The 22,110-nt window shown below is 52.4% G+C and carries 24 protein-coding genes; all 24 read right to left on the minus strand.

Annotation, left to right across the window (positions count from 1 at the left end):
- Positions 1–27: 27 nt before the first annotated feature.
- The 24 genes from dnaG to prmA all read right to left on the minus strand — a co-directional run bounded on the left by dnaG (position 28) and on the right by prmA (position 22,096).
- Complete coding sequence (gene dnaG / locus EVJ24_RS04615; RefSeq protein WP_236637559.1) at positions 28–1,845, minus strand: DNA primase; 1,818 nt, start codon at positions 1,843–1,845, stop codon at positions 28–30.
- Between the two features lie 110 nt (positions 1,846–1,955).
- Positions 1,956–2,798: a pyruvate, water dikinase regulatory protein gene (locus EVJ24_RS04620; RefSeq protein ID WP_070327897.1), complete on the minus strand. Its 843-nt coding sequence runs from the start codon at positions 2,796–2,798 to the stop codon at positions 1,956–1,958.
- Positions 2,785–3,414: a helix-turn-helix transcriptional regulator gene (locus EVJ24_RS04625; protein ID WP_070327000.1), complete on the minus strand. Its 630-nt coding sequence runs from the start codon at positions 3,412–3,414 to the stop codon at positions 2,785–2,787. Before EVJ24_RS04625 ends, EVJ24_RS04620 begins: the two co-directional genes overlap by 14 nt.
- Before the next feature lie 21 nt (positions 3,415–3,435).
- Complete coding sequence (glyS, locus tag EVJ24_RS04630; protein ID WP_131439950.1) at positions 3,436–5,490, minus strand: glycine--tRNA ligase subunit beta; 2,055 nt, start codon at positions 5,488–5,490, stop codon at positions 3,436–3,438.
- Positions 5,483–6,385 (minus strand): glycine--tRNA ligase subunit alpha, encoded by a 903-nt coding sequence (gene glyQ, locus EVJ24_RS04635; protein WP_016508054.1) that lies wholly within the window; start codon positions 6,383–6,385, stop codon positions 5,483–5,485. The genes glyS and glyQ overlap by 8 nt, the downstream gene beginning before the upstream one ends.
- A gap of 280 nt (positions 6,386–6,665) precedes the next feature.
- A complete protein-coding gene (gene recO, locus EVJ24_RS04640; RefSeq protein ID WP_071397773.1) occupies positions 6,666–7,415 on the minus strand; it encodes a DNA repair protein RecO in 750 nt (249 codons plus the stop codon).
- A gap of 3 nt (positions 7,416–7,418) precedes the next feature.
- On the minus strand, positions 7,419–8,327 hold the full coding sequence (era, locus tag EVJ24_RS04645) for a GTPase Era (protein WP_070326997.1): 909 nt from the start codon (positions 8,325–8,327) through the stop codon (positions 7,419–7,421).
- Positions 8,328–8,361: 34 nt separating this feature from the next.
- The gene (locus tag EVJ24_RS04650) at positions 8,362–8,703 is read right to left on the minus strand and encodes a diacylglycerol kinase family protein (RefSeq protein WP_070326996.1); all 342 of its coding nucleotides are present in this window, start codon (positions 8,701–8,703) and stop codon (positions 8,362–8,364) included.
- Complete coding sequence (gene ybeY / locus EVJ24_RS04655; RefSeq protein ID WP_070326995.1) at positions 8,700–9,176, minus strand: rRNA maturation RNase YbeY; 477 nt, start codon at positions 9,174–9,176, stop codon at positions 8,700–8,702. Before ybeY ends, EVJ24_RS04650 begins: the two co-directional genes overlap by 4 nt.
- The gene (locus EVJ24_RS04660; protein ID WP_233589563.1) at positions 9,154–11,235 is read right to left on the minus strand and encodes an HD family phosphohydrolase; all 2,082 of its coding nucleotides are present in this window, start codon (positions 11,233–11,235) and stop codon (positions 9,154–9,156) included. The genes ybeY and EVJ24_RS04660 overlap by 23 nt, the downstream gene beginning before the upstream one ends.
- A gap of 17 nt (positions 11,236–11,252) precedes the next feature.
- Entirely contained in the window at positions 11,253–12,215 is a 963-nt protein-coding gene (locus EVJ24_RS04665) for a PhoH family protein (protein ID WP_370251801.1), read from the minus strand.
- 128 nt (positions 12,216–12,343) lie between these two features.
- A complete protein-coding gene (locus EVJ24_RS04670) occupies positions 12,344–12,808 on the minus strand; it encodes a hypothetical protein (protein ID WP_131439951.1) in 465 nt (154 codons plus the stop codon).
- Positions 12,809–12,813: 5 nt separating this feature from the next.
- Positions 12,814–13,794, minus strand: coding sequence for a flotillin-like protein FloA (gene floA / locus EVJ24_RS04675; RefSeq protein WP_016508066.1), 981 nt, complete (start codon positions 13,792–13,794; stop codon positions 12,814–12,816).
- Positions 13,791–14,303 (minus strand): NfeD family protein, encoded by a 513-nt coding sequence (locus tag EVJ24_RS04680; RefSeq protein ID WP_070326992.1) that lies wholly within the window; start codon positions 14,301–14,303, stop codon positions 13,791–13,793. Before EVJ24_RS04680 ends, floA begins: the two co-directional genes overlap by 4 nt.
- A 136-nt stretch (positions 14,304–14,439) precedes the next feature.
- Positions 14,440–14,889, minus strand: coding sequence for a GatB/YqeY domain-containing protein (locus tag EVJ24_RS04685; protein WP_070326991.1), 450 nt, complete (start codon positions 14,887–14,889; stop codon positions 14,440–14,442).
- A 33-nt stretch (positions 14,890–14,922) separates the two neighbouring features.
- A complete protein-coding gene (gene rpsU, locus EVJ24_RS04690) occupies positions 14,923–15,117 on the minus strand; it encodes a 30S ribosomal protein S21 (protein WP_286203271.1) in 195 nt (64 codons plus the stop codon).
- A 79-nt stretch (positions 15,118–15,196) separates the two neighbouring features.
- Positions 15,197–15,862: a deoxyribose-phosphate aldolase gene (deoC, locus tag EVJ24_RS04695; protein ID WP_070326989.1), complete on the minus strand. Its 666-nt coding sequence runs from the start codon at positions 15,860–15,862 to the stop codon at positions 15,197–15,199.
- Positions 15,863–15,939: 77 nt separating this feature from the next.
- Positions 15,940–16,803: an EamA family transporter RarD gene (gene rarD, locus EVJ24_RS04700; RefSeq protein WP_070327895.1), complete on the minus strand. Its 864-nt coding sequence runs from the start codon at positions 16,801–16,803 to the stop codon at positions 15,940–15,942.
- A gap of 148 nt (positions 16,804–16,951) precedes the next feature.
- Positions 16,952–18,109: a bifunctional cystathionine gamma-lyase/homocysteine desulfhydrase gene (locus tag EVJ24_RS04705; protein WP_131439952.1), complete on the minus strand. Its 1,158-nt coding sequence runs from the start codon at positions 18,107–18,109 to the stop codon at positions 16,952–16,954.
- Positions 18,075–19,013: a PLP-dependent cysteine synthase family protein gene (locus tag EVJ24_RS04710; protein WP_131439954.1), complete on the minus strand. Its 939-nt coding sequence runs from the start codon at positions 19,011–19,013 to the stop codon at positions 18,075–18,077. Before EVJ24_RS04710 ends, EVJ24_RS04705 begins: the two co-directional genes overlap by 35 nt.
- A 1-nt stretch (position 19,014) precedes the next feature.
- Positions 19,015–19,482 carry an S-ribosylhomocysteine lyase gene (locus tag EVJ24_RS04715; protein WP_131439956.1) on the minus strand — a complete coding sequence of 156 codons (468 nt, stop codon included), beginning with the start codon at positions 19,480–19,482 and terminating at the stop codon, positions 19,015–19,017.
- Complete coding sequence (locus tag EVJ24_RS04720; RefSeq protein WP_236637560.1) at positions 19,479–20,108, minus strand: class I SAM-dependent methyltransferase; 630 nt, start codon at positions 20,106–20,108, stop codon at positions 19,479–19,481. Before EVJ24_RS04720 ends, EVJ24_RS04715 begins: the two co-directional genes overlap by 4 nt.
- Before the next feature lie 299 nt (positions 20,109–20,407).
- Positions 20,408–21,154, minus strand: coding sequence for a 16S rRNA (uracil(1498)-N(3))-methyltransferase (locus EVJ24_RS04725; protein ID WP_131439961.1), 747 nt, complete (start codon positions 21,152–21,154; stop codon positions 20,408–20,410).
- Between the two features lie 3 nt (positions 21,155–21,157).
- Positions 21,158–22,096: a 50S ribosomal protein L11 methyltransferase gene (gene prmA, locus EVJ24_RS04730; RefSeq protein ID WP_070326982.1), complete on the minus strand. Its 939-nt coding sequence runs from the start codon at positions 22,094–22,096 to the stop codon at positions 21,158–21,160.
- Positions 22,097–22,110 lie beyond the last annotated feature (14 nt).

A 22,110-nucleotide genomic window follows, 5' to 3' on the forward strand; every position in this document is an offset into this window, starting at 1 on the left:
TCAACTCCTTCCAAACTTCCTTCACGTTCATCGTTCACGTAAGCGGCGACTCCGGGTAATCAATTCTTGTAGCTTCGATGCCTGGTCTACTATACTTTCGGCATCCTGCCCGATTTCCCTTTTTGCTCGCTCGATTTGACGCTGTTCCTCATAACTGTTTATCACCTTAATGTATTCATCTAAAACCTCTTCAGTCAGATCATCAGGCGCTGACATGAGGCGAATCTCTGCATAGCGGTTGGCATAGTCAGGACGTTGGTCGCAGTGACGCTCCATAAAAGGCGGCATGACCTGCTCAAACTCTTCAAGCGTCATGTCTTCTGAAACAATCTCATAAAACGCCGTCGCCAACATGCGATGAATCTCATCTTGATAAGCTAGGCCGAGTCGGTCGCGGACGAAGCGAACCCGTTCCGGCCCACTGAGCATCGCCCGTAACAGTAATTTTTCAGCCTTCACAAAACGTGGTTCATTCGCTTTACTCGATCGTTTACGGATTGGTTCTGGTTCACGAACCGCTGGTGATGCCTGCACTTGGTTCGACACCGGTCGCGGCATTCGATTCGCTAGCGTTTCGACAGGAATGTCAAACTCATTCGCCAATTTTTTTAAATATAAATCGCGGCGAATCGAGTTGTCCGTCTTGCTGATTTCCCCAAGCATAGCTTCAATAAACCGGATCCGTTCTCCTTCTCGATTCATATTTTTCCCGCGCCGAAGCGTCCGGTTCATGAAATCGAGGACGGATAAGCGTTCCGATTCGACAAAGCGTTGCCATTGCTCCCGACCATTCGTCCGAATATAATCATCCGGGTCCGTCTTCTCCGGCAACATGAGCACTTGGACGTCGAGCGGATACGCCTCAAGCATGCGAACGACCTTTAGCGTCGCCTCTTGTCCGGCATGGTCTCCGTCGTAACAAATCACGACTTCATCGACCATCCGTGACAACGCCCGGGCATGCTGCGATGAAAATGCCGTCCCGAGTGAAGCGACGACCTCGGCCGTCCCGGCTTGGGCGACTTGGAGGACATCGACGTTCCCTTCGACAAGGAGCACCCGTTTTTGTTTACGCATCGATGCACGTGCTTGTGAAAATCCAAATAACAACTCACTCTTGTTAAAGAGTGGTGTCTCCGCCGTATTTACATACTTGGGCTGTCTGTCGTCAATCGCACGGCCGCTAAATCCGACGATCGTGCCGTCTCGATCCGCAATCGGAAAGACGACTCTTCCTTCGAACCGGTCAAAATATTCACCGGATCTAGATTTAGAAATAAGTCCTGCTTCGACCATGACTTCTAGGTCGAACCCTCTTCGCTCGAGTGAATCGACGGTGAAGCGGCGTTGATCAGGGGCGTATCCGATTTTGTATTGTCCGATCGTCGCCTCAGCCAAACCGCGTTCACGTAAATACGTCAAGCCGACTTCTCCGGCCTCGGTTTTCATTAATACCTCGTGATACAGGTCGGCGATGATCCGATGAGCATCACGCATTTGTTTGCGAACGACTTGATCGCGTGTCAACTCTTCGTCACCGGCCACCCCTTCTACAGCGATGTTTGCCCGTGTCGCTAAGCGCTCAATCGTTTCCGGGAAGGACAACCCTTCCGTTTCCATGACGAACGTAAAGACGTTCCCGCCAGCACCGCAACCGAAACAATGGTACATGCCTTTTTCAGGCGATACGGAAAAAGAGGGACTATTTTCCGAGTGGAACGGACAAAGTCCGACAAGACGGTGGCCTTGTTTTTTCAATTCAACGCGTTCACTGATCAAGTCCACGATATCCGTGGCTTGTTTCACTTCTGCAATGACTTCATCCGGTATACGTGGCAACTCCACCACTCCCTATCCAATCTCGCAACGAAACGGAACGCTCACCACGTTCCGTTTCACTATCGTGTCAATACTCTATTATACCGTTAACACGCGTCGATTACTAATGCGAGCGCTCAGTCATCTTTTGACAGTTCAAGCTGACGTAAGATGATTCCGGCCGTCTCTTCGACTGCCTTATTCGTCACATCGATGACCTCGCAACCGATTCGTTCGTATATCCCTCGCGCGTACTCGAGTTCCCGATTGATTCGCTCGAGTTGAGCGTAATCCGCTTCCGGTTTTAGACCGAGCGATTTCAAACGCTCCATTCGAATCGAAATCAACTTGTCCGGTGAAATGATCAAGCCGACACACTTATCCGGTGACACCTCAAACAGTTCTTCCGGCGGACGCGACTCCGGCACGAGCGGGACGTTGGCGACTTTATAACGTTTTAGCGCCAAATATTGTGACAGCGGCGTCTTCGATGTGCGAGACACACCGACGAGGACGATATCGGCCTTTTTCAAGCCACGCGGATCACGTCCGTCGTCATATTTGACGGCAAACTCCATCGCCTCGATTTTACGGAAGTAATCCTCGTCTAGACGATAGATCAGACCCGGTTTCTCACGCGGGCTCTCCCCGAGTTTTCCCGAGAGCACGTCTAGGAGGTCACCGAGCAGGTCGATCGTTTTGACGTCATACGTTTTACCGAGCGACACGAGCAGTGAACGATGTTCTTCGTTAACGAGCGTGAAGGCGATCACCGCTCCTTGGGCTCTAGCCTGCGTGACGACATCATGAATCGTCTGTTCGTCTTCGACGAAAGGAATCCGGAGTGTCTCGATCGCATTCTCATGGAACTGGATGCTTGCCGCCCGGACGACGAGCTCACACGTTTCTCCGACAGAGTCACTCACGACAAATACGAGTTGTTTGTTTGTCAAACCAATTTCCTCCTCAGAACGATTCATCGTTGGCAAGTGCAATCAACACCTTGGTCATGTTCGTCTTTGTCATTCGGCCGAGCACGATGAGCGAACCATCCTTCTCTTCGACGACTGGCATGGCGTCAATCTGTTTCTCAATCAACTTCATCCCGGCCCGAATGAGCGTCTCACCTTTTTCACAAACGGTAATATTCGGCATCCGCGTCATAATGACGTTGACAGGCAATTGGTCGAGGTCCTGGTTGCCGATGGCGGCCCGCAGTAAATCTTTGCGGGACAACACCCCGACAAGCTCATTGTCTTTTCCGACGACGAACAATGACCCGACATCTTCTAAGAACAACGTGACGACCGCATCATACACGGTCATTTCATTGCTGACGACTTTCGCGGACGACATGAAATCACCAACGGTCAGCGAATCAAGTTTTTCGCGGAGCAGCGATGAATTTCGCTTGCCGACGAACGTGTAGCCGACGCGTGGTCTTGCTTCTAATATTCCAGTCATCGTCAAAATAGCAAGATCAGGGCGGAGCGTGGCACGGGTGAGCGATAACTCTTGAGCAATCTGCTCTCCCGTGATCGGTCCGTTCACTCTCACAATCTCAACAATCTTCTGTTGGCGTTCATTCAGCTGCATAGCCAACCCCCTCTAGTTTGATCAGAGTACGAGCGCGCTGAAGTCAGCAACACGCTCGATCGTCGTAGCAAGTCGCTTCATCTCACTGAGACGATTATGGCGAATCGTTTCTACGTCGCTCATGACCATCGTATTTTCAAAATAAGCACTTATCGGTTGTTCAAGCGCTCGAAGTGATGTGATGGCACGCGTGTAGTCGCCCACTTCGACCGCTTCATGTGTCTCAGGCAATGTTGATTCGACCGCGGCGTGAAGGGCTTTCTCTTCAGCGTTCTCAAACAAGGCCGGATCCACTAGTCCTGGTTCGCCTTTTTTAGCGATATTGACGACGCGCGTCAACTGCTCGATCAACTGTTTCGCCTCGTCTGACAGCATATTTTGAACCGCCTCCGCGCGAGCGTCGAGCTGTTCGACAGGCAGACCAGTCGTGAGAACGGCATCAATCACATCGTATCGTACTTGTCTCTCTTGCAGACGATACTTCAAGCGGAGCATAAAGAAGTCGTTAAGTTGCGCCTTGACTTGTTCTTTATCGGCATCGTAAAGTCCTGCTTCCACCTGAGATTCGACAACTTGTGAAAGTAATTTGTCGACTGATAGATCGACGTGCCAATCTCCAAGAATTTGAACGACTCCTTGCGCTTGGCGGCGAAGAGCGAACGGATCTTGTGAACCGCTTGGAATCATGCCGACCCCGAAGAACGCAGCAATCGAATCGAGTTTATCCGCGAGTGCGAGCGCGGCACCCGTCGGCGTGGCCGGTGATGCGTCTCCGGCGAAGCGTGGCATATAGTGCTCACGGATCGCGGCCGCAACTTCTTTGTCCTCACCTTGCTGGAGTGCATACTTTTCTCCCATCACGCCTTGAAGCTCGGTAAATTCGTAAACCATCTGGCTAACGAGGTCGAATTTATGAATCTTTCCAGCGCGTTCGACTTTTTGAGCATCGGCACTGAACAGTGGAGCGAGCGTGAGCGCGAGTTGTTGGACGCGACGAACTTTCGCGCCTGTCGTTCCAAGCTTCTCATGGAAGACGATGCGGTCGAGACGGTCGAGCTGGTCGTCAATCTTCGTCTTTTTATCTTCCTCATAGAAGAAGACGGCATCGGCGAGTCGTGCCCGGATGACTTTCTCGTTCCCTTTGGCAACGTTTTGCAGATGGTCTGCGTTACCATTACGAACCGTCACAAAATAGTGTTGGAGCGTGTCACCGACATAGACCGGGAAATAGCGCTGATGCTCTTTCATCGTCGTGATCAACACTTCTTCCGGAAGGTCGAGGTAGCTCGCATCAAACTCACCGAACAGGGCTGTCGGCCACTCGACGAGGTTCGTCACTTCTTCAAGCAGCGATGCGTCAAGTGGCACCGTCCATCCTTGCTCGTTCGCCAATTGTTCGATTTGACGCTCGATGCGTTCGCGACGGTCGTCGTACGATGCGACGACAAACTCTTGTTCGAGCGTGGCCGCATAGCGGTCAGGTGATGAGATCGTCACGTCGCCTTTACTTAAGAAGCGATGTCCGCGTGTCACATTACCTGTTTTGACGCCCTCGATCTCGAAATCGATCTGTTCTGTCCCAAACATGGCGACTAACCAGCGGATCGGACGCATGTAACGGAGGCTGCTCGTACCCCATTTCATATTTTTCGGGAACGTCATGCCGCGGACGACGTCTTCAAGGCCGCCAAGTAATGAAGCCGTCGGCTGACCTGACTCGTGACGATCTGCGAAGACGTATTCGACCCCTTTTTCTTCCGCGAAGTAAAGGTCGTCGACTGACAGTCCGCGTCCACGCGCAAATCCTGCTGCCGCTTTCGACCAGTTTCCGTCTGCATCTTGCGCAATCTTTTTAGCCGGTCCCCGGAGCGTCTCCGTCAAATCTTGTTGACTCTCCTCGACGTCACGGACGAGTACAGCGAGACGACGTGGTGTCGAATAGACCGTGACAGCTCCGAAGTTGACGCGAGCGTCCGACAAGAACGCCGCCACGCGCTCTCCTAACTGTTTCTCCGAGCGGAGCACGTATTGGGCTGGTAGTTCTTCAAGTCCGATTTCTAGTAAAAGGTCACGCATCCAAGGCACCTGCTTTCTCTTGATTAAGGAGTGGGAAGCCGAGGCGTTCCCGTTCTTCGATAAATTTGGCCGCACATGCCCGCGACATGTTGCGGACACGTTGGATGAAACCGGTCCGTTCCGTCACCGAGATTGCGCCTTTCGCATCGAGAAGGTTGAACGTGTGCGAGCATTTTAAGATGTAATCGTACGCCGGGAAGACGAGGTTTTCCTCGAGCGCCCGCTTCGCTTCTTTCTCATACGTGTCGAACAACGTGAACAACATATCGACGTCCGACAGCTCGAACGTGTACTTCGAGTGTTCAAACTCTGGCTGATAGAAAATATCGCCATACTTGAAACCGTCTGTCCAGACGAGGTCGAACACGCTCTCGACTTCTTGAATATATGACGCGAGACGTTCGAGGCCGTACGTGATCTCGACGGCGATCGGGTCGCACTCGATTCCGCCGACTTGCTGGAAGTATGTGAACTGGGTGATTTCCATCCCGTTCAACCATACTTCCCAACCGAGTCCGGCCGCACCGAACGTCGGGTTTTCCCAGTTGTCCTCGACGAAACGAATATCGTGTTCGAGCGGGTTGATACCGATCAGTTCCAAACTCTCCAAATAGAGTTCTTGAATGTTGTTTGGGGACGGCTTCATGATGACTTGGAATTGGTGATGTTGATACAGACGGTTCGGGTTTTCCCCGTATCGACCGTCAGCCGGACGGCGTGACGGCTCCGTATAACAAACGTTCCACGGCTCTGGTCCGAGACTCCGTAAAAACGTCATCGGGTTCATCGTTCCGGCCCCTTTTTCTACGTCATACGCTTGCATCGTCAGGCAGTTTTTCGACGCCCAAAAATTTTGCAACGTGAGAATGATTTCTTGCACCGTTTTGTGCTTCATATGTGACACCTCCAAAAGTATTGAAACGACAAAAAACGCCCCTATGTGCCATGCACATAGGGACGGGATTACCCGCGGTTCCACCCTACTTGCCTCGGTATCGAGGCCACTCTTTGGATTGGGGCGCTCCGGAATCGCCATTCGCTCTCTTCATGGCGTTCGGCTCTCACCTTCCCGAACTCGCTTTACCCATGATTTAAGAACTACTCATTTTCCTTCACAGCGCACGCTATTTCATTTGTCTAATCGTAGATTATGGTATCGAACCTTGCATGAATTGTCAATCATCGTTCAAGTAAAGTCGCTGCATCTGATCGAGGACTCGTTTCGTCTTGAGGTTCAATCCGCTGTAAGAGTCCATATAGGCGTCAAACAGTTGCCGTAACAGGAGACGTGTCTCCTTCGTCAACGGGACGTTACTAAACTCTGACAGCTCATGCCGGCTCAACAAGTAAAGTAACTTCGCCAGCCGCTCACTCATCTGAATCGACCCTGCCTCTTGATGACGCGAACAGAGAAACCCGCCCGACGTCACGGAAAAGAACATCGGGTCGGTCACATCGTTACACCGGACACAACCGGTCAAGACCGGGGCGACACCGAGCAGATACATAATTCTGAGCTCGAAATGATGGGTGATGATCTCTGGGTCCATTCCGGCGTTCAGCGCTTGGAGCGCGTCATTCAAAATTCGGTACAACGGCCGGTTCGGGACTCGATCTTCGACAGTTTTATCGACGAGTTCGAGCAAGTACACGGCATACGCCATCCGCTCGACATCTTTTCGCACTTCCGGGTATGACGTGATCACGTCAGACGACTTGAGTTGACCGAGACCGCGGCTCGACGGGAAGATATAGACGGCTTCGACGAACGGTTGGCTCGATGCGTGCAACCGACTCCCTGGCTTTTTCGCACCACGTGCCATGACGGCGACTTTCCCGAGCTCTTCTGTGAAGATTGTCACGACTTTGTTGGATTCACCATAATTGACGGTCCGAATGACGATGCCCGTGACTTTTTGTAACATGGCTCAATACTCGTCGTCGCGGAAACCGAGGTCACGGAGTTGGCCCATCTTATTGCGCCAATCTTTTTGGACTTTCACCCAAAGGTTCAAATACACTTTCGTACCGAGCAAGAGCTCGATGTCATGACGCGCTTCCGTCCCGACCTGACGGAGCATCGCACCTTTCTTGCCGATGACGATTCCTTTTTGCGAGTCACGCTCGACCATGATGACGGCTTCGACGTCGACCATGTCCGAGTTGTCTCGTTTCTTGATCGATTCGATGTTGACCGCGATCGAATGCGGGATCTCATCGCGCGTGTTATGGAGCACTTTCTCGCGAATCAGTTCCGAGATGATGAAGCGCTCCGGGTGATCCGTCACTTGATCGGCTGGATAGTACATCGGCCCTTCAGGCAGCAGCTTCTTGATCTCACCGATGAGCGGTTCGACGTTATTGCCTTGCAAGGCTGAAATCGGAACGTACGCCGCGAAATCAAGTTGATTCGTATACTGTTCGATGACAGCGGGGATCTCGTCCGGGTGAATCAAATCGATTTTGTTCATCACAAGGATGATTGGTGTGTCGAGTCCTTTCAACTTCTCGATGATGAACTCGTCACCGGCACCGCGCGGCTCTGTGACGTTGACCATGAACAAAATCGCGTCGACTTCACGCAACGCGTTCGTCGCCACTTTCATCATGAAGTCGCCGAGACGGTGCTTCGGTTTATGGATCCCTGGCGTGTCGATGAAGATGATTTGCGTGTCGTCTGTCGTATAGACACCTTGGACCTTGTTACGTGTCGTCTGGGGCTTGTCTGACATGATGGCGATCTTTTGACCGATGACCCGGTTCAAGAACGTCGATTTCCCGACGTTTGGACGTCCGATAATTGAAACAAAACCTGATTTAAAACCTTCTTGATACATAGTGCACCTGCTTTCTAAATTTCCAATACATTGATTATAAAGCGAATAAATACGGCCCGAAAATGACGAGCGCTGTTACGGCTGCTCCGCCCGAAGCGACGAGAACCGATCCCGCCGCTACGTCTTTCGCTTGTTTGGCGAGCGGCTCGATGTCTTTCGTCACGAGATCGACCGTCCGTTCGACGGCCGTGTTCATCAATTCGAGAGCGATGACAAGCACGACCCACCCGAACAAGATGAGGTTTTCAAGCGTTGTCGTCGGGAGCCACCAACAGAACAATCCGACGAGCAAGCTTGCAATGAGGTGAATCAGCATGTTCCGTTCGGTTCGCACCGCGTGCACGATCCCGTGCACCGCAAACCAGAACGGATTCACACCTCGCCTCGCTTCAACTCAAAATGAGCGAGCACTTGCTCCTGACGCGCCGTCATCTCGGCTTCTTCTTCTGGCGTCATATGGTCGTAGCCGAGCAAATGGAGAAAGCCATGAATCGCCAAGAAACCGAGTTCACGTTCGAACGAATGACCGTAGTCCGCCGCTTGCTCGCGGCATCGCTCCACCGAGATGACGATGTCGCCCAATAGACGGGGTTCATCCTCATCGAGCATGAAGTCCATCTCTTCTTCTCCCATCTCGTCAAAAGCAAAGCTGATGACGTCCGTCGGCGCGTCTTTACCGCGCCATTCCTGGTTGATCACTTGAATCTCATCATTCGTTAAAAATGTGACTGACAGTTCACTCGGTTCTTCGACTTGTTCAGCCAAGGCCGCGTGAACTAAAATCGATTCGACTAACTCGAGCTGAGACTCGGTCAACAACCCTTGTTCATCGTTCGAGATGATTTGCATGTAATTCGCCTTCTTTCTTTAGTTCTGGGTATTCGATCCGTTCATGGAACAAGCCGGTCAACGTCTCGCATGCACTCTCGCCGACACGCCACACTTCCTTCGTCGTCAAATCACACTCTTCGAACTGGCCGTCTTGAAGCTTGTCGCGAATGATCGAGCTGACGAGCTGGCGTATCCGTTCTGGTGTCGGCTGTTTTTGTGACCGGACCGCTGCTTCGATCGAATCGACGATCATGACGACCGCCGCCTCACGCGACTGCGGTTTCGGTCCCGGGTAACGGAAACGTGACTCCGACACGTCTCGTGACTCTTTCGCTTTCACATAAAAGAACTTGAGCAGCGACGTCCCGTGATGTTGCTCGGCGATGTCGATAATCTCTTTCGGCAGTTTATAGCGCCGCAACAAATCAGAGCCGTCGTAAGGATGCGCCATAATGATGTCGGCCGACTCTTCCGGTGTGAGCCGGTCGTGCGGGTTCACGCCGCTTTGTTGGTTCTCGATAAAGTGGAGCGGTCGTTCCGTCTTGCCGAGGTCGTGATAATAACTCGCGACCCGGGCGAGCAGACCATCGGCCCCGATCGCCTCACACGCCGACTCGGCGAGATTGGCGACCATCATGCTATGGTGATACGTTCCCGGTGCCTCCATCAACAGTTTTCGCAGCAGCGGATGCGTTGGGCTCATCAATTCGACTAGGCGTCCGGACGACAATACGCCGAACCAAGGCTCTAGAAACGGCAAGAAGCCGAATGTGAGAACGATCGACAGCAAGGCGCTCGTGATCGCGAAACCGGATAAATAGGCGACCATTTCCCACGTCACTTGCGTGTTCCGCAAGAACAGGAGCGCGAGCACCATAATGATGTTGATGATTCCGAGCAAGACGCCTGAAAGGAACAAGCGTTTCCGTTGAATCTTCGGTTCGACCAAAAAGACAGCCAAGAAACTCCCGGTCGCAAAGTAAACGACCGTCATAAAGCTCGTATTTTGGCCAAAGCTCGCAACAATTGAACCAGCGATCATCGTGATGAGCGCCGAAGCCAACGCGACCCGTTCATCGACTAAGATACGGAGCAATAAGACGACGAACGCCGTCGGGGCGATGACGTACGCATACGTCGTGAACTCGATCCCGATATAACCGACGCCGAAGAAAATACCTAGTTGCAGCAATAGTAGACCATAGACAGTAATCAAAATTTTAGGTCGGAGCAATAGTTCTTGAATTTTTGAACGGATCAGCATGAATAAAAATCCGACCGTCAAGAGTCCGCTGAGCAAATAGGCACCGAACAAAGGCGCGAACGAACGGTTCGGGTCAATCGCACCGGTCAATTCGAGCTTCCGATAGATTTCACGGGTCACGACTTCCCCTTGGTTGACGAGGAGCTGTCCTTCTTGAATGATGACCGGTTCAACGGCGTCGATCGCCTCTTGTTCTTTCTGACGAGTCGCTTCCGAATCGAAAACATAGTTCGGGACGATCAGTTGGTCACTTAAACTCGTCGCGACCGCTCGGAATTCTAACGACAACGGTGATTGGTCGATGACCGTCGACGCCCGGTCTCTCGCCTCGGCAATCGACTCGGAACTCGTTTCGATCCGATTCGCCATGACTTCTTGAAGCGCCGTCACGGCGACGTCTTCGACGGTACGACGCGTGTTCACGGTCGCCTCTAGGAGTGAGTTCAACTCATCGTCTTCAAGGAGCCCGTTCACTTCTGTAGAGTTCAATCGATTTTTGATATCAGACAGTTCAGTGTCCTCATCCGTGTCTTCGAACGCCGCAAACAATTGCTCGATTTTGGCAATCTGTTGATCGGCGAATTCACGGCGTAATGAGAACTGACTCCCGACGGCGTTCGTCGCGTCTTGTCTGAGACGGTCCGACGCGACCCTGTCCTCGACCGTGATCGGGGAGCGGATATCCTGTGCGGCGATGCCAAGCGGCTCTACGCTGATGATTGATGGGCGCACCGTAAAGTAAAGGATCGCGCCAAGGATGAGAAAAAAGAGGACGGAGATTGTGGCGACCGTCCAATGACGTGCTTGCTGCATCAGTGCCCCCCCTTTCGTCATGTAATATCTGTACTGTAGGCGTTGATGATTTTTTTGACGAGTGGATGCCGCACGACGTCTGAGGCGCTAAAGTGCTCGAAGTGAATCCCGTCGACCCCTTCGAGGAGATGGAGCGCTTCTTGAAGCCCCGACGCTTTCCCTCTCGGTAAATCGACTTGCGTCAAATCACCGGTGACGACCATCTTCGACCCGAACCCGAGCCGTGTCAAAAACATTTTCATCTGTTCTTTCGTCGTATTCTGCGCCTCATCCAAAATGACGAACGCATCTTCAAGTGTCCGTCCGCGCATGTAAGCGAGCGGGGCGACTTCGATCGTGCCTCGCTCGAGCAGACGGTTCGTATGTTCGACACCATAGACGTCAAACAAAGCGTCATAGAGCGGTCGTAAGTAAGGGTCGACTTTTTCTTTTAAGTCACCCGGCAAGAAACCGAGGTTCTCACCCGCCTCGACGGCAGGACGCGTCAAAATGATCCGTTTCACTTGACCTTCTTTCAGCGCCCGCGCAGCCAGGACGACCGCCAAATACGTCTTCCCGGTCCCGGCCGGCCCGATCCCGAATACGAGGTCGCGTTTCTCGATGGCCCGGACGTAACGGCTCTGTCCGACCGTCTTCGCCCGGATTGGTTTCCCTTTGTTCGTCGTGAAGACGACACGGCCATAATGTTCGAGCAGTTCTTCCCCTTTGCCAATCTTAATATGTTGGATGACACTGATTGCATCGCCCTCGTTCAACCGCGCACCTTGTTTAACGAGTTGTTGCAACGTCTTGATCACACTTTTCGTCAATTCGAGCGTCTCCACGCTATCGGCTTGGATGATCAGCTCTTCGCCACGAGGCGTAAGCGCGACGGCAAGCTCGGCCTCGATCGCATGGAACACCTCGTCTTTCGGTCCGAGGAGTGCCTGCGCTTCGCTCGCATGTTCCATGACGAACGGTATCTTATCTGTCGTAATCAATGGATGTTTCTCCCCCTCATCTATAGATTGTTCCTTCTTTACTTTAGCACTATCATGCCGTTCGTGAAAGAAAGACCGTTATCTCAAGCCACAAAAAAAGCAGTGACATCGAGTCACTGCTAAAAAAATTACCGACGGCGGCGTTTCGAGACCGGCGGCTGAAGAATCTCACTCCAGACGATGGCTTGACGCGCTTCCTTCATCGAAATGCGCGTTTGCGCTTTCTTTCGTGAATCGGTCGCTTCCGTTATCGGAGGGATTTTGACTGCCTGTTCGAACGCAGCGCTCACTTTCGGGAGCGGCTCACGTGACTTTGGTGCGTGTCGATTTGGGTCAAACTCATGCCGGTCTGAATTTTCGACCGGAATCGCAACACGACGACGAACTTTTTGCGGTACTTTACTCTGCCGCTCATCTCGCGGATCGTTCAGTTGTCCATCGACTTCTTTCATCATGTCACCGACCGTATCAAGATACCGCTTCAAATCCGTGCTCGGCGGCTTTTCTCCTGTGGACGACGATTTCTCGAGTCGCTTCATGACCGCAGAAGCGATCCCGAAGGCGGCTAATAGTAAGATCCATAATCCATCCATATCGATTACTCTCTATCAGATTCGACTGGATGACCGATCGCATTACGCATTTGCGTATCCGCTTGGACGTTCAAGTAGTTGACGTAATCCATGACCCCAAGCTTGCCGTTACGGAGCGCATCTGCCATAGCGAGCGGTACTTCCGCCTCGGCCGCGACGACTTTGGCGCGCATTTCTTCGACCGACGACTTCATCTCTTGCTCGCGGGCGATCGCCATTGCGCGACGTTCCTCGGCTTTCGCCTGCGCAATTTTCTTATCTGCCTCGGCTTGGTCGGTTTGGAGCACCGCGCCGATGTTTTTACCGATATCAATGTCGGCGATGTCGATCGACAAGATTTCAAACGCCGTCCCTGAATCGAGACCTTTCGTCAATACGGTACGTGAAATCATGTCCGGGTTCTCAAGCACGTGTTTATGGTTATGTTGCGAACCGATCGTCGAGACGACCCCTTCACCGACACGGGCGATGATCGTTTCTTCACCGGCACCCCCGACGAGGCGGTCGATGTTGGCACGAACCGTGATCCGGGCTTTCGCTTTCACTTCGATCCCATCCATCGCCACACCGGCGATGAACGGTGTCTCGATGACTTTCGGGTTAACCGACATCTGTACGGCTTCTAACACGTTCCGGCCAGCAAGGTCGATGGCGGCGGCACGTTCGAACGATAACTCGATATCGGCACGGTGCGCCGCGATCAAAGCGTTGACGACACGGTCGACGTTACCACCGGCTAAAAAGTGACTCTCGAGCTGGTTCGTGTTCAAACCAATGCCTGCTTTGACGGCTTTGATGAGCGGGTTGATGATTTTAGACGGAACGACGCGACGAAGTCGCATCCCAATCAATGTGAAGATGGAGACGTGGACGCCTGAAGCAAACGAGCTGATCCACAGGCCGACCGGTACGAACGTGAAGAACACGGCGAGCGCGATCAATCCCCCACCTGTGATGAGTAACGTGCTTAATAGTTCTGGTGTCATTCTGTTACATCCTCCTTCGGTTCTACAAAGCGTCGGACGACAACGCGTCCTGAGTCGACTTTATACACCTCAATTTTTGTTTGTTCATCGAGATAGCTACCTTCTGCCACGACGTCGATTCGTTCGCCTTCAATCTCAGCAGTACCTGCTGGACGAAGTGGCGTCAATGTGACACCGACTTTCCCAAGCAACCGCTTCCGGTCGTCATGAGACAAATACCCCTTATCAGTCGACGTCGAATCGGTCAAAATCAAGCCTTTATACATGAGCGAGCGATTCGACTGCAGTCGACGATACGCCCAAAACCCGAGTCCCGCAACAAGCGCCGTCGCTAAACCAAGTGACAGCCAAAGCTGCCCGATCGTGGCACCTGCCATAATCAAACTCGCCACGACGGCGCCTATCCCGAGGACCCCGAACAATCCAAAACCGGCAACGAACACTTCAATTCCAAGAAGGACAATCCCGACGAAAAACACCGTCAGAATCACTCCGAGACCAAATGTCATCGTATTGCTACCCCCTTCCAAATCCAAAGCTACCTCTTATCTCTAGTGTATACGAAACAAGATTGAATGTGGTTTCATAATACGCAAAAAAAGGCAGAAACTTTTGGATTTCTCCAAAGTTCCCTGCCTTTTATCATTAATTCGTCAATTGTTGTTTGACAATTCGGTTCACAAGACCACCGTCAGCCTTGCCTTTAACTTGTGGCATGACGACGCCCATCACCTTACCCATATCGGACGGACCCGCAGCGTTCGTCTCGGCAATTGCTGCCTTGACGATTGCTGTGACTTCGTCTTCAGAGAGTTGCTTAGGCATGTAGACCTCTAGTACGACAATTTCATCAGCTACTTTAGAAGCAAGGTCTTCACGACCAGCGCTTTCGAATTCTCGGAGGGAGTCTCTGCGCTGTTTCATCTCTCGGTTGAGCACCGTGAGCTCCTCTTCCTCAGTAAGATCTTGTCGACCAAGTTTGATGGCCTCGTTCTGGAGCGACGCTTTGACCATCCGGATCGTCGTGAGACGATCTTTCTGTTTAGCGCGCATGGCTTGCTTCATGTCGTCCGTCAAGCGTTCTTGCAGACTCATGAGCCAACACCCTCTCTACAAAAGAAACTTCAATCAGAATTTCTTGTTCTTGCGAGCAGCTTCTGATTTCAATTTACGTTTTACGCTTGGCTTTTCGTAGTGACGACGTTTGCGAACTTCGGCAAGAGTGCCATCTTTCGCAACACCGCGTTTGAAACGACGAAGAGCGTCTTCAAGCGATTCGTTTTTACGGACACGAGTTTCCACTAGTTTTCCCTCCCTCCGAATTACACGACTAAGGAAACGTGTTTCACACGTCATACCACATTATAGTGAAATTAAGTCGTGTGGTCAACTACTACTTCAATTAATAATCGCTGTCCGAACGTCCGCCTGTGACGATGGCAATTCCGGCAGAAGCGCCAATGCGCGTTGCACCAGCATCGATCATCGCTTGTGCGCCTGCGAAATCACGGACGCCGCCTGATGCTTTGACGCCAAGATCCGGTCCGACCGTCTCACGCATGAGTCGGATGTCTTCGACGGTAGCGCCGCCAGTTGAGAATCCAGTCGACGTTTTCACGAAGTCTGCACCCGCTTTGACTGACAGTTCAGCCGCTTTTTTGATTTCTTCTTTAGTAAGCAAGCACGTTTCAAAGATGACTTTGACGAGCGTACCGTTCGCTGCTTCGACGACGGCACGGATGTCGCGTTCGACGAGGTCGAAATCGCCGTCTTTCATCGCGCTGATGTTGATGACCATGTCGACTTCGTCTGCGCCGTTAGCAATCGCATCTTTCGTTTCGAACGCTTTCACTTCAGGTGTGTTCGCACCGAGCGGGAATCCGATGACCGTACAAACTTTGACGTCCTCGTCTAATTTAAGTTGCTCGGCAGCGTAAGCGACCCATGTCGGGTTGACACAAACGCTCGCGAATTTGTACTCAAGTGCCTCTGCACATAATTTTGTAACTTGATCTTTCGTTGTTTCTGCCTTCAAGGCCGTGTGGTCGATATAACGTGCTAATTCCATAATAAATTCCTCCTCTGACATATAGGTCTGACATCTAACATATTATCATGTTTTCGAGAAATGTAACAGCTTTCACTTCATGCAAGTTGACGGCGTTTTCGCGTTTGGACCCAGCTGTTCCAACTGAAGAAAAAGATGGCGATCCAGATGCATGTGAACGCGAAGATATGATACGTTGTGAACGGTTCATCGTACAAGATGACACCGATCGCCAGACTGAGCGTCGGGGCGATGAACTGTAAAAAACCGACGAGCGTGAACGGGATATGTTGCGCCCCGTAACCGAACAACAGGAGCGGCAACGCCGTCATGACGCCCGTGCCTAAGAGCGCGGCCCAAACAATTGGTTCGCCCGTCATCGTGAGCCCGCCGCGCGACGTTTCGAAGGCGAGGAAGATGACCGCGACCGGAACGACCGCGAGCGTCTCGATGCCTAGACTGACCGTCGACGCAAGCGGCCGCCGTTTTTTGACCATCCCGTAAAACCCGAACGTACTCGCCAATATGAAAGCGATCCACGGGAACGACCCATAACCGAACGTCAAGACGAGCACCCCGACCGTCGCGACACCGACCGCGAGCCATTGGACTCGGTTTAATGATTCCCGAAAAACGAGGACACCTAACACCATGCTGACGAGCGGATTGATGTAATATCCGAGCGATGCCTCGATGATATAGCCGTGATTGACCGCCCATATGTAGACAAACCAGTTCGCACTGACGATAAAGCCGTTCAACATAAAGGCGTTCCGCGTCGCCCGATGTCTGAGCGCATAATTGAATTCAGTCCACTGTTTCGTCCATTTCAAGACGAGTAAAATGAATAGAAACGACCAGACGATACGGTGGGCGAGGATTTGACTGCTCGGTATTTCCTGTAGAAACTTCCAATAGATCGGCAGGATGCCCCACATGACGTACGCACCGATTGTGGGCATGACTCCTTTATTCAATCCGTTCACCCGCTCTCTTCATCAATTATCGTCAGTTTAGTCGATGCGTTTCGGACATTCAAGCGATTTCTTCTAGCACTCTACACGACAAAAGAGGCGCGCTCTGAGAGCGCACCTCGTGTCACACGTTCATTCAGCTCGTGATTGTCGTCAAGGCCGCAAGTGCTTGCTCCAAGTCTTCAATCAAATCGTTCACGTCTTCAAGTCCGACAGAGATACGGACGAGCCCGTCCGTGATGCCGAGTTCTGCCCGACGTTCGGCCGGAATCGAGGCATGTGTCATCCGTGCCGGCACGCTGATCAAGCTCTCGACCGCACCGAGACTTTCAGCGAGCGTGAAGTAGTTCGTTTTCGCAACGACCGCCTCTGCCGCTTCGGCCGATCCGACGTCAAAAGCGATCATGCCGCCAAACCCTCGGGCTTGTGACAGATGGACTTGTTTCGCCGTCTCGCTGGCAATGCTCGGGTGCAACACCCGGCTGATCGCCTCGTGAGACGTCAAGAACTCGACGAGGGCGAGCGCGTTCGTCTCGATTTCTTCCATCCGAACCGCGAGCGTCTTGATGCCGCGCACGACGAGGAAGCTGTCTTGCGGTCCGAGCACGGCCCCGACCGAGTTTTGTAGGAACGCCAAGCGTTCCCCAAGTTCTTCTGTCCGGGCGACGACGAGTCCGGCGACGACGTCACTATGTCCACCTAAATATTTCGTGGCGCTATGCAAGACGTAGTCCGCACCGAACTCAATCGGATTTTGGAAATATGGTGTCATGAACGTATTGTCGACGACGAACAAGACGTCGGCCTCGGTCGCAATGTCACGCACACTCCGCATGTCCGTGACGTTCAAGAGCGGATTCGTCGGCGTCTCGACATAAATCATTTTTGTGTTCGGTTGAACGGCTTCGCGGACTGCCGCCGCGTCAGACGTATCGACAAAAGATGCTTCCAAGCCAAGTGATTGAAATACTCGATTGAATACACGGTACGTTCCCCCATATACGTCAGAACCGACGATGACGTGGTCCCCTGATTTCATTAACATGAGAATCGTTGAGATGGCGGCCATCCCTGAAGCGAACGCAAAACCACGCGCCCCGCCTTCGATGTCGGCGATCAGCGTCTCAAGCGCCGTCCGCGTCGGGTTAGCCGTCCGCGAATATTCATACCCGTCCCGCAAATTGCCGATTCCGTCTTGTTTATAAGTACTCGTTTGATAGATGGCTGGTGTCACGGCACCCGTCAACGGGTCCGTCGTCTTACCGCCGTGAATAAGCGCTGTTTTTGTACGCATGTTCTGCCTCCTTGACTATTCCTTGACTTAAATATCGTTCGACACTGTCCGGTAAAATCGTGACGATCACACCTTCGGTCATCCGGTTTGCTTCCTTCACACAAGCGGCGATGGCCGCACCGGAAGAACTTCCGACGAGCAGTCCTTCTTGCTTCGCCAAATGGGCGACGTAATAAAACGCGTCATCGTCAGAGATCGTATAGATCCCATCGACAAGTTCACGATCTAAAAACGGAGGCCACTTCTCGACACCGATTCCTTCTGTTTTATGGGGCCCTGGTTGCCCGCCATTCAAGATTGATCCTTCGGGCTCAACGACAACGTTGCGTGTGCCATAGTTTTTCAAAACCGCGGCGACCCCGGTGAACGTGCCACCCGAGCCCGCGCCGGCGATAAAGACATCGATGTTCGGTATGTCTTGCAATAGCTCTTGGGCGAGTGAGTCCACGTACGTATCCGGGTTATCCGGATTCGAGAATTGTTCAGGTAAGTAGGCGTTATGTTCAACCGCCAACGCTTTGGCCCGCTCGATCGCACCATGCATCCCGAGCTCCGTCGGCGTGTTGATGACAGTCGCGCCGAGCAATGACATGAGCGCTTGCTTTTCTTGACTAAACTTTTCAGGCGTGACCGTCATCAAGTTCACCCCGTATCGCTGACAGGCGAGGGCGAGTCCGATGCCGGTATTTCCGGCCGTCGGCTCAACGACCGTACCACCTCGTTCGAGTTGGCCGCGTTCAAGCGCTTGTTCGATCAAATGAAGCCCGAGCCGGTCTTTCACACTCCCGCCTGGATTCATCATCTCGAGCTTGCCGTATATTTTAACGCCTTTCGGAACAGGCAACGTCCGTAACTCGAGCAGCGGCGTGTCCCCGATCAGTTCATAGACGTTATTGACGAGCATATTACGCCTCGTCCTTAAAGATGATGTGCCACTCGTCACGTTTCGCGAGCATGTCGGCCGCTAATTTTTTTGCGCCCTCAAAGTCGTGGTGGTTGGCACTTCCGCATTGGATTGGGTTTTGCGCCGGCAACTCCGTCGCATTTGCTGCATCACGGAGTGTCGCCTCGACGAGGTCGAGCATCGATTCGTAATCGCCGTCGTTCAACATCGTCCAATAAAAACCAGTCTGGCAACCCATCGGCGAGACGTCGATGATTTGGTCCGAGTGACTGCGGCTATTTTCAGCGATCAAGTGCTCGAGCGAATGGACGGCCCGCATCGGCATGAGACCCTCGTTCGGTTGGATGAAGCGAATGTCGTATTTATAGATCGTATCGGCCGTCCCTTTTTTCACTCCTGCTAAACGGACGTAAGGCGCTTGTACTTTTGTATGGTCCAAATTAAAACTTTCGACTTTATAACTTTTCATGATTGAGTTCCTCCTGATTGTTTCGTGGCCACGACGAGCCAGACGAATTTATTTTTTTGTGTCATCGAGACCGTATAACCGTTCGCTTCGAGCATTGCTTGGATTGTTTGCGTGTAAGGATAAAACTCACGGTTCAAGTCTTCGATTAAATCGTCGTAACCGTTCACGCTCGCCCAGTCGAGAATGTCTCGCTTCGCCTTTTGCGAGGCGAACATCGTGTCGAGTAAGACGAACCGCGGTGAATTGAGCTGCTCGACGTAACCTTGAATCGCTGTCCGTTTCTCTTCATCCGTCAGATGGTGAAACGCGTATGACGACACGATCGTATCTACCTGCTCTGTCGTCGGGTAGTTTAAAAAGTCACCGTCGATAATATCAATCTCAAGTTTTTCGGCGGCGACTGCCCTCATCTCCGGTGACGGTTCGACCGCAACCAGCTCGTGACGTTCTAAAATCTTCATACTTAAGTTCCCGGTCCCGACTCCGAACTCCATGACCTTCCCTTCGAGATGATCCACGACCTCGCTCAACATCTCCTCATAACCTGCGAACACTTCTTTATATTGCTCGTCATGTCCGGCCACGGTCGTGTCGTATTGCGTTGCCCATTCCTTAAAAATGTCCATGAACTGTAATCCCATTGCTCCACCCCATCGCTTTATTCCGACTATGTCGATAAGTTTTATATGTTTTATCTATTCAGACCATACCAATTTTCCAAAAAAATCTCAAGCGAATTGTTCGGATTATTGTATTCGAGGTCATATCACGCCCAATTTTTGAAACTTGAGTTGAATTCGTTCACGTTGTTCAAAAAATAATCGGTCATGAAGAAGAGCCCTCGCCTAGGCGAGGGCTCTTGTCATGTGGTCATTGAACATAAAATCAGCTCCCGCAAACTGCGGGAGCTGATTTTATGTTCAATTCAATTCAATTCAAGCGCATACGACAACGCCGCTAACGCGTAGAGCGGCGCCGTCTCGGTACGCAAAATCCGGGGACCGAACGCACATGAGCGCGCGCCTTGCTTCGTCCAGGCGTCTACTTCCTGCTCGTCAAATCCGCCTTCAGGACCGACGATCAGCAGGAGACGCTGTCCGCGTTCAAGCGCTTTGAATACAGCCGCGAGTGCCGCTTGTTCCCCTTGCTTCGCCGACTCTTCATAAGCGATGACGACCGCATCGTAATTAGAAAAGTCGTCTAGCAGGTCACGCGACGAGACGTACGCGCACGTCGGGACGACAGCCCGGTACGACTGTTCGGCCGCTTCTTGCATGATCTTCTGCAAGCGATCGACTTTCTTCGGGGCTTTTTTAGCGTCCCATTTCGCGACCGATCGTTTCGACTCGAACAACTTCAAGTGATGCAACCCGAGCTCGGTCGCTTTTTGAGCGACGAGCTCGACTTTATCACCTTTCGGCAGTGCGTAGGCGAGCGTCACATCAACGGGCAGTTCAGTCGTCGCCTGCCGCGCTTCGAGTACTTTTGCCGTCCCCGATTTTTTTTCGAGCGCGACCACCTCACAGACGTACTCGATACCTGTACCGTCTAACAACACCATCTGATAACCCGGTCCCGCCCGCAACACCGTCCCGATATGATGGACGACGTCTTGCGGCAATGCGACCGTGTCTGTTTTAAACGCATCACGTTGTAAGAAATAGCGTTGCATGGCTTACCCCTTCTTCGCGATGATGGCGACCCAGTCTTCCATGACTCGCGTCTCTTCGATCGAGAATCCAGCCGCCTTGAGCGCTGCCGTCACTTCATCTCGTTTTTGGCCGATGATACCCGACGTGATGAAATAGCCGCCTGGTTTGACGCGCACGTAAGCATCGTCAACGAACAGCATGATGACGTCGGCTAAAATGTTGGCGACGATCAAGTCATACTCACCGCTCATCCCTTTCAACAAATCACCCGTCTTGACGTCGACGACGTCTAGAACGCCGTTCGTCTCGACGTTTTGGCGGGCCGATTCGACCGCGACCGCATCCAAATCGAGCGCCTCGACTCGTTCCGCGCCAAGCTTCGCCGCCGCGATAGCAAGTACGCCTGAGCCCGTCCCGACATCGATCAAGCGGTCACCCGGTTGGATATAGTTCTCGATCGCTTGAATGCACAGCATCGTCGTCGGGTGCGTCCCGGTCCCGAACGCCATACCCGGGTCGAGCAAGATCACGTTCTCTTCCGGTTGTGGCACGTATTCTTCCCACAGCGGCACGATCGTGAGATGTTGCGAGATCTTGACCGGTTTATAGTACTGCTTCCACGAGTGGGCCCAGTCCTCCTCATCCATCTCGAGCGCCGTCACGGTACCCGCGCCGACTTCAAAGATATTGCGAAGCCGTTCAATTTCTTTTTTCAGTGTCGAGAGCGTGTCCGGTAGGTCGCCTGAGACAGGAACGTACGCTTTCACGTGGACACCCGACGTTGGATACGTATCGCGGCCGGATTCGTCCCAAATCTCTCCGAAATGATCTTCTGCCATCATCCGGTCATAGTCTTCGACGTCCTCGATGACGACACCTTGTGCCCCCACTTCATGTAGTAAATTTGATACGGCTTCGACTGCCTGCTGTGTCGTGTGGACACAAATTTCAGACCATTTCATCGCTTGTACACGCT

The sequence above is a fragment of the Exiguobacterium sp. SH1S21 genome, assembly GCF_004337175.1.
In the GTDB taxonomy this organism is placed as follows: Bacteria; Bacillota; Bacilli; order Exiguobacteriales; family Exiguobacteriaceae; genus Exiguobacterium; species Exiguobacterium aurantiacum_A.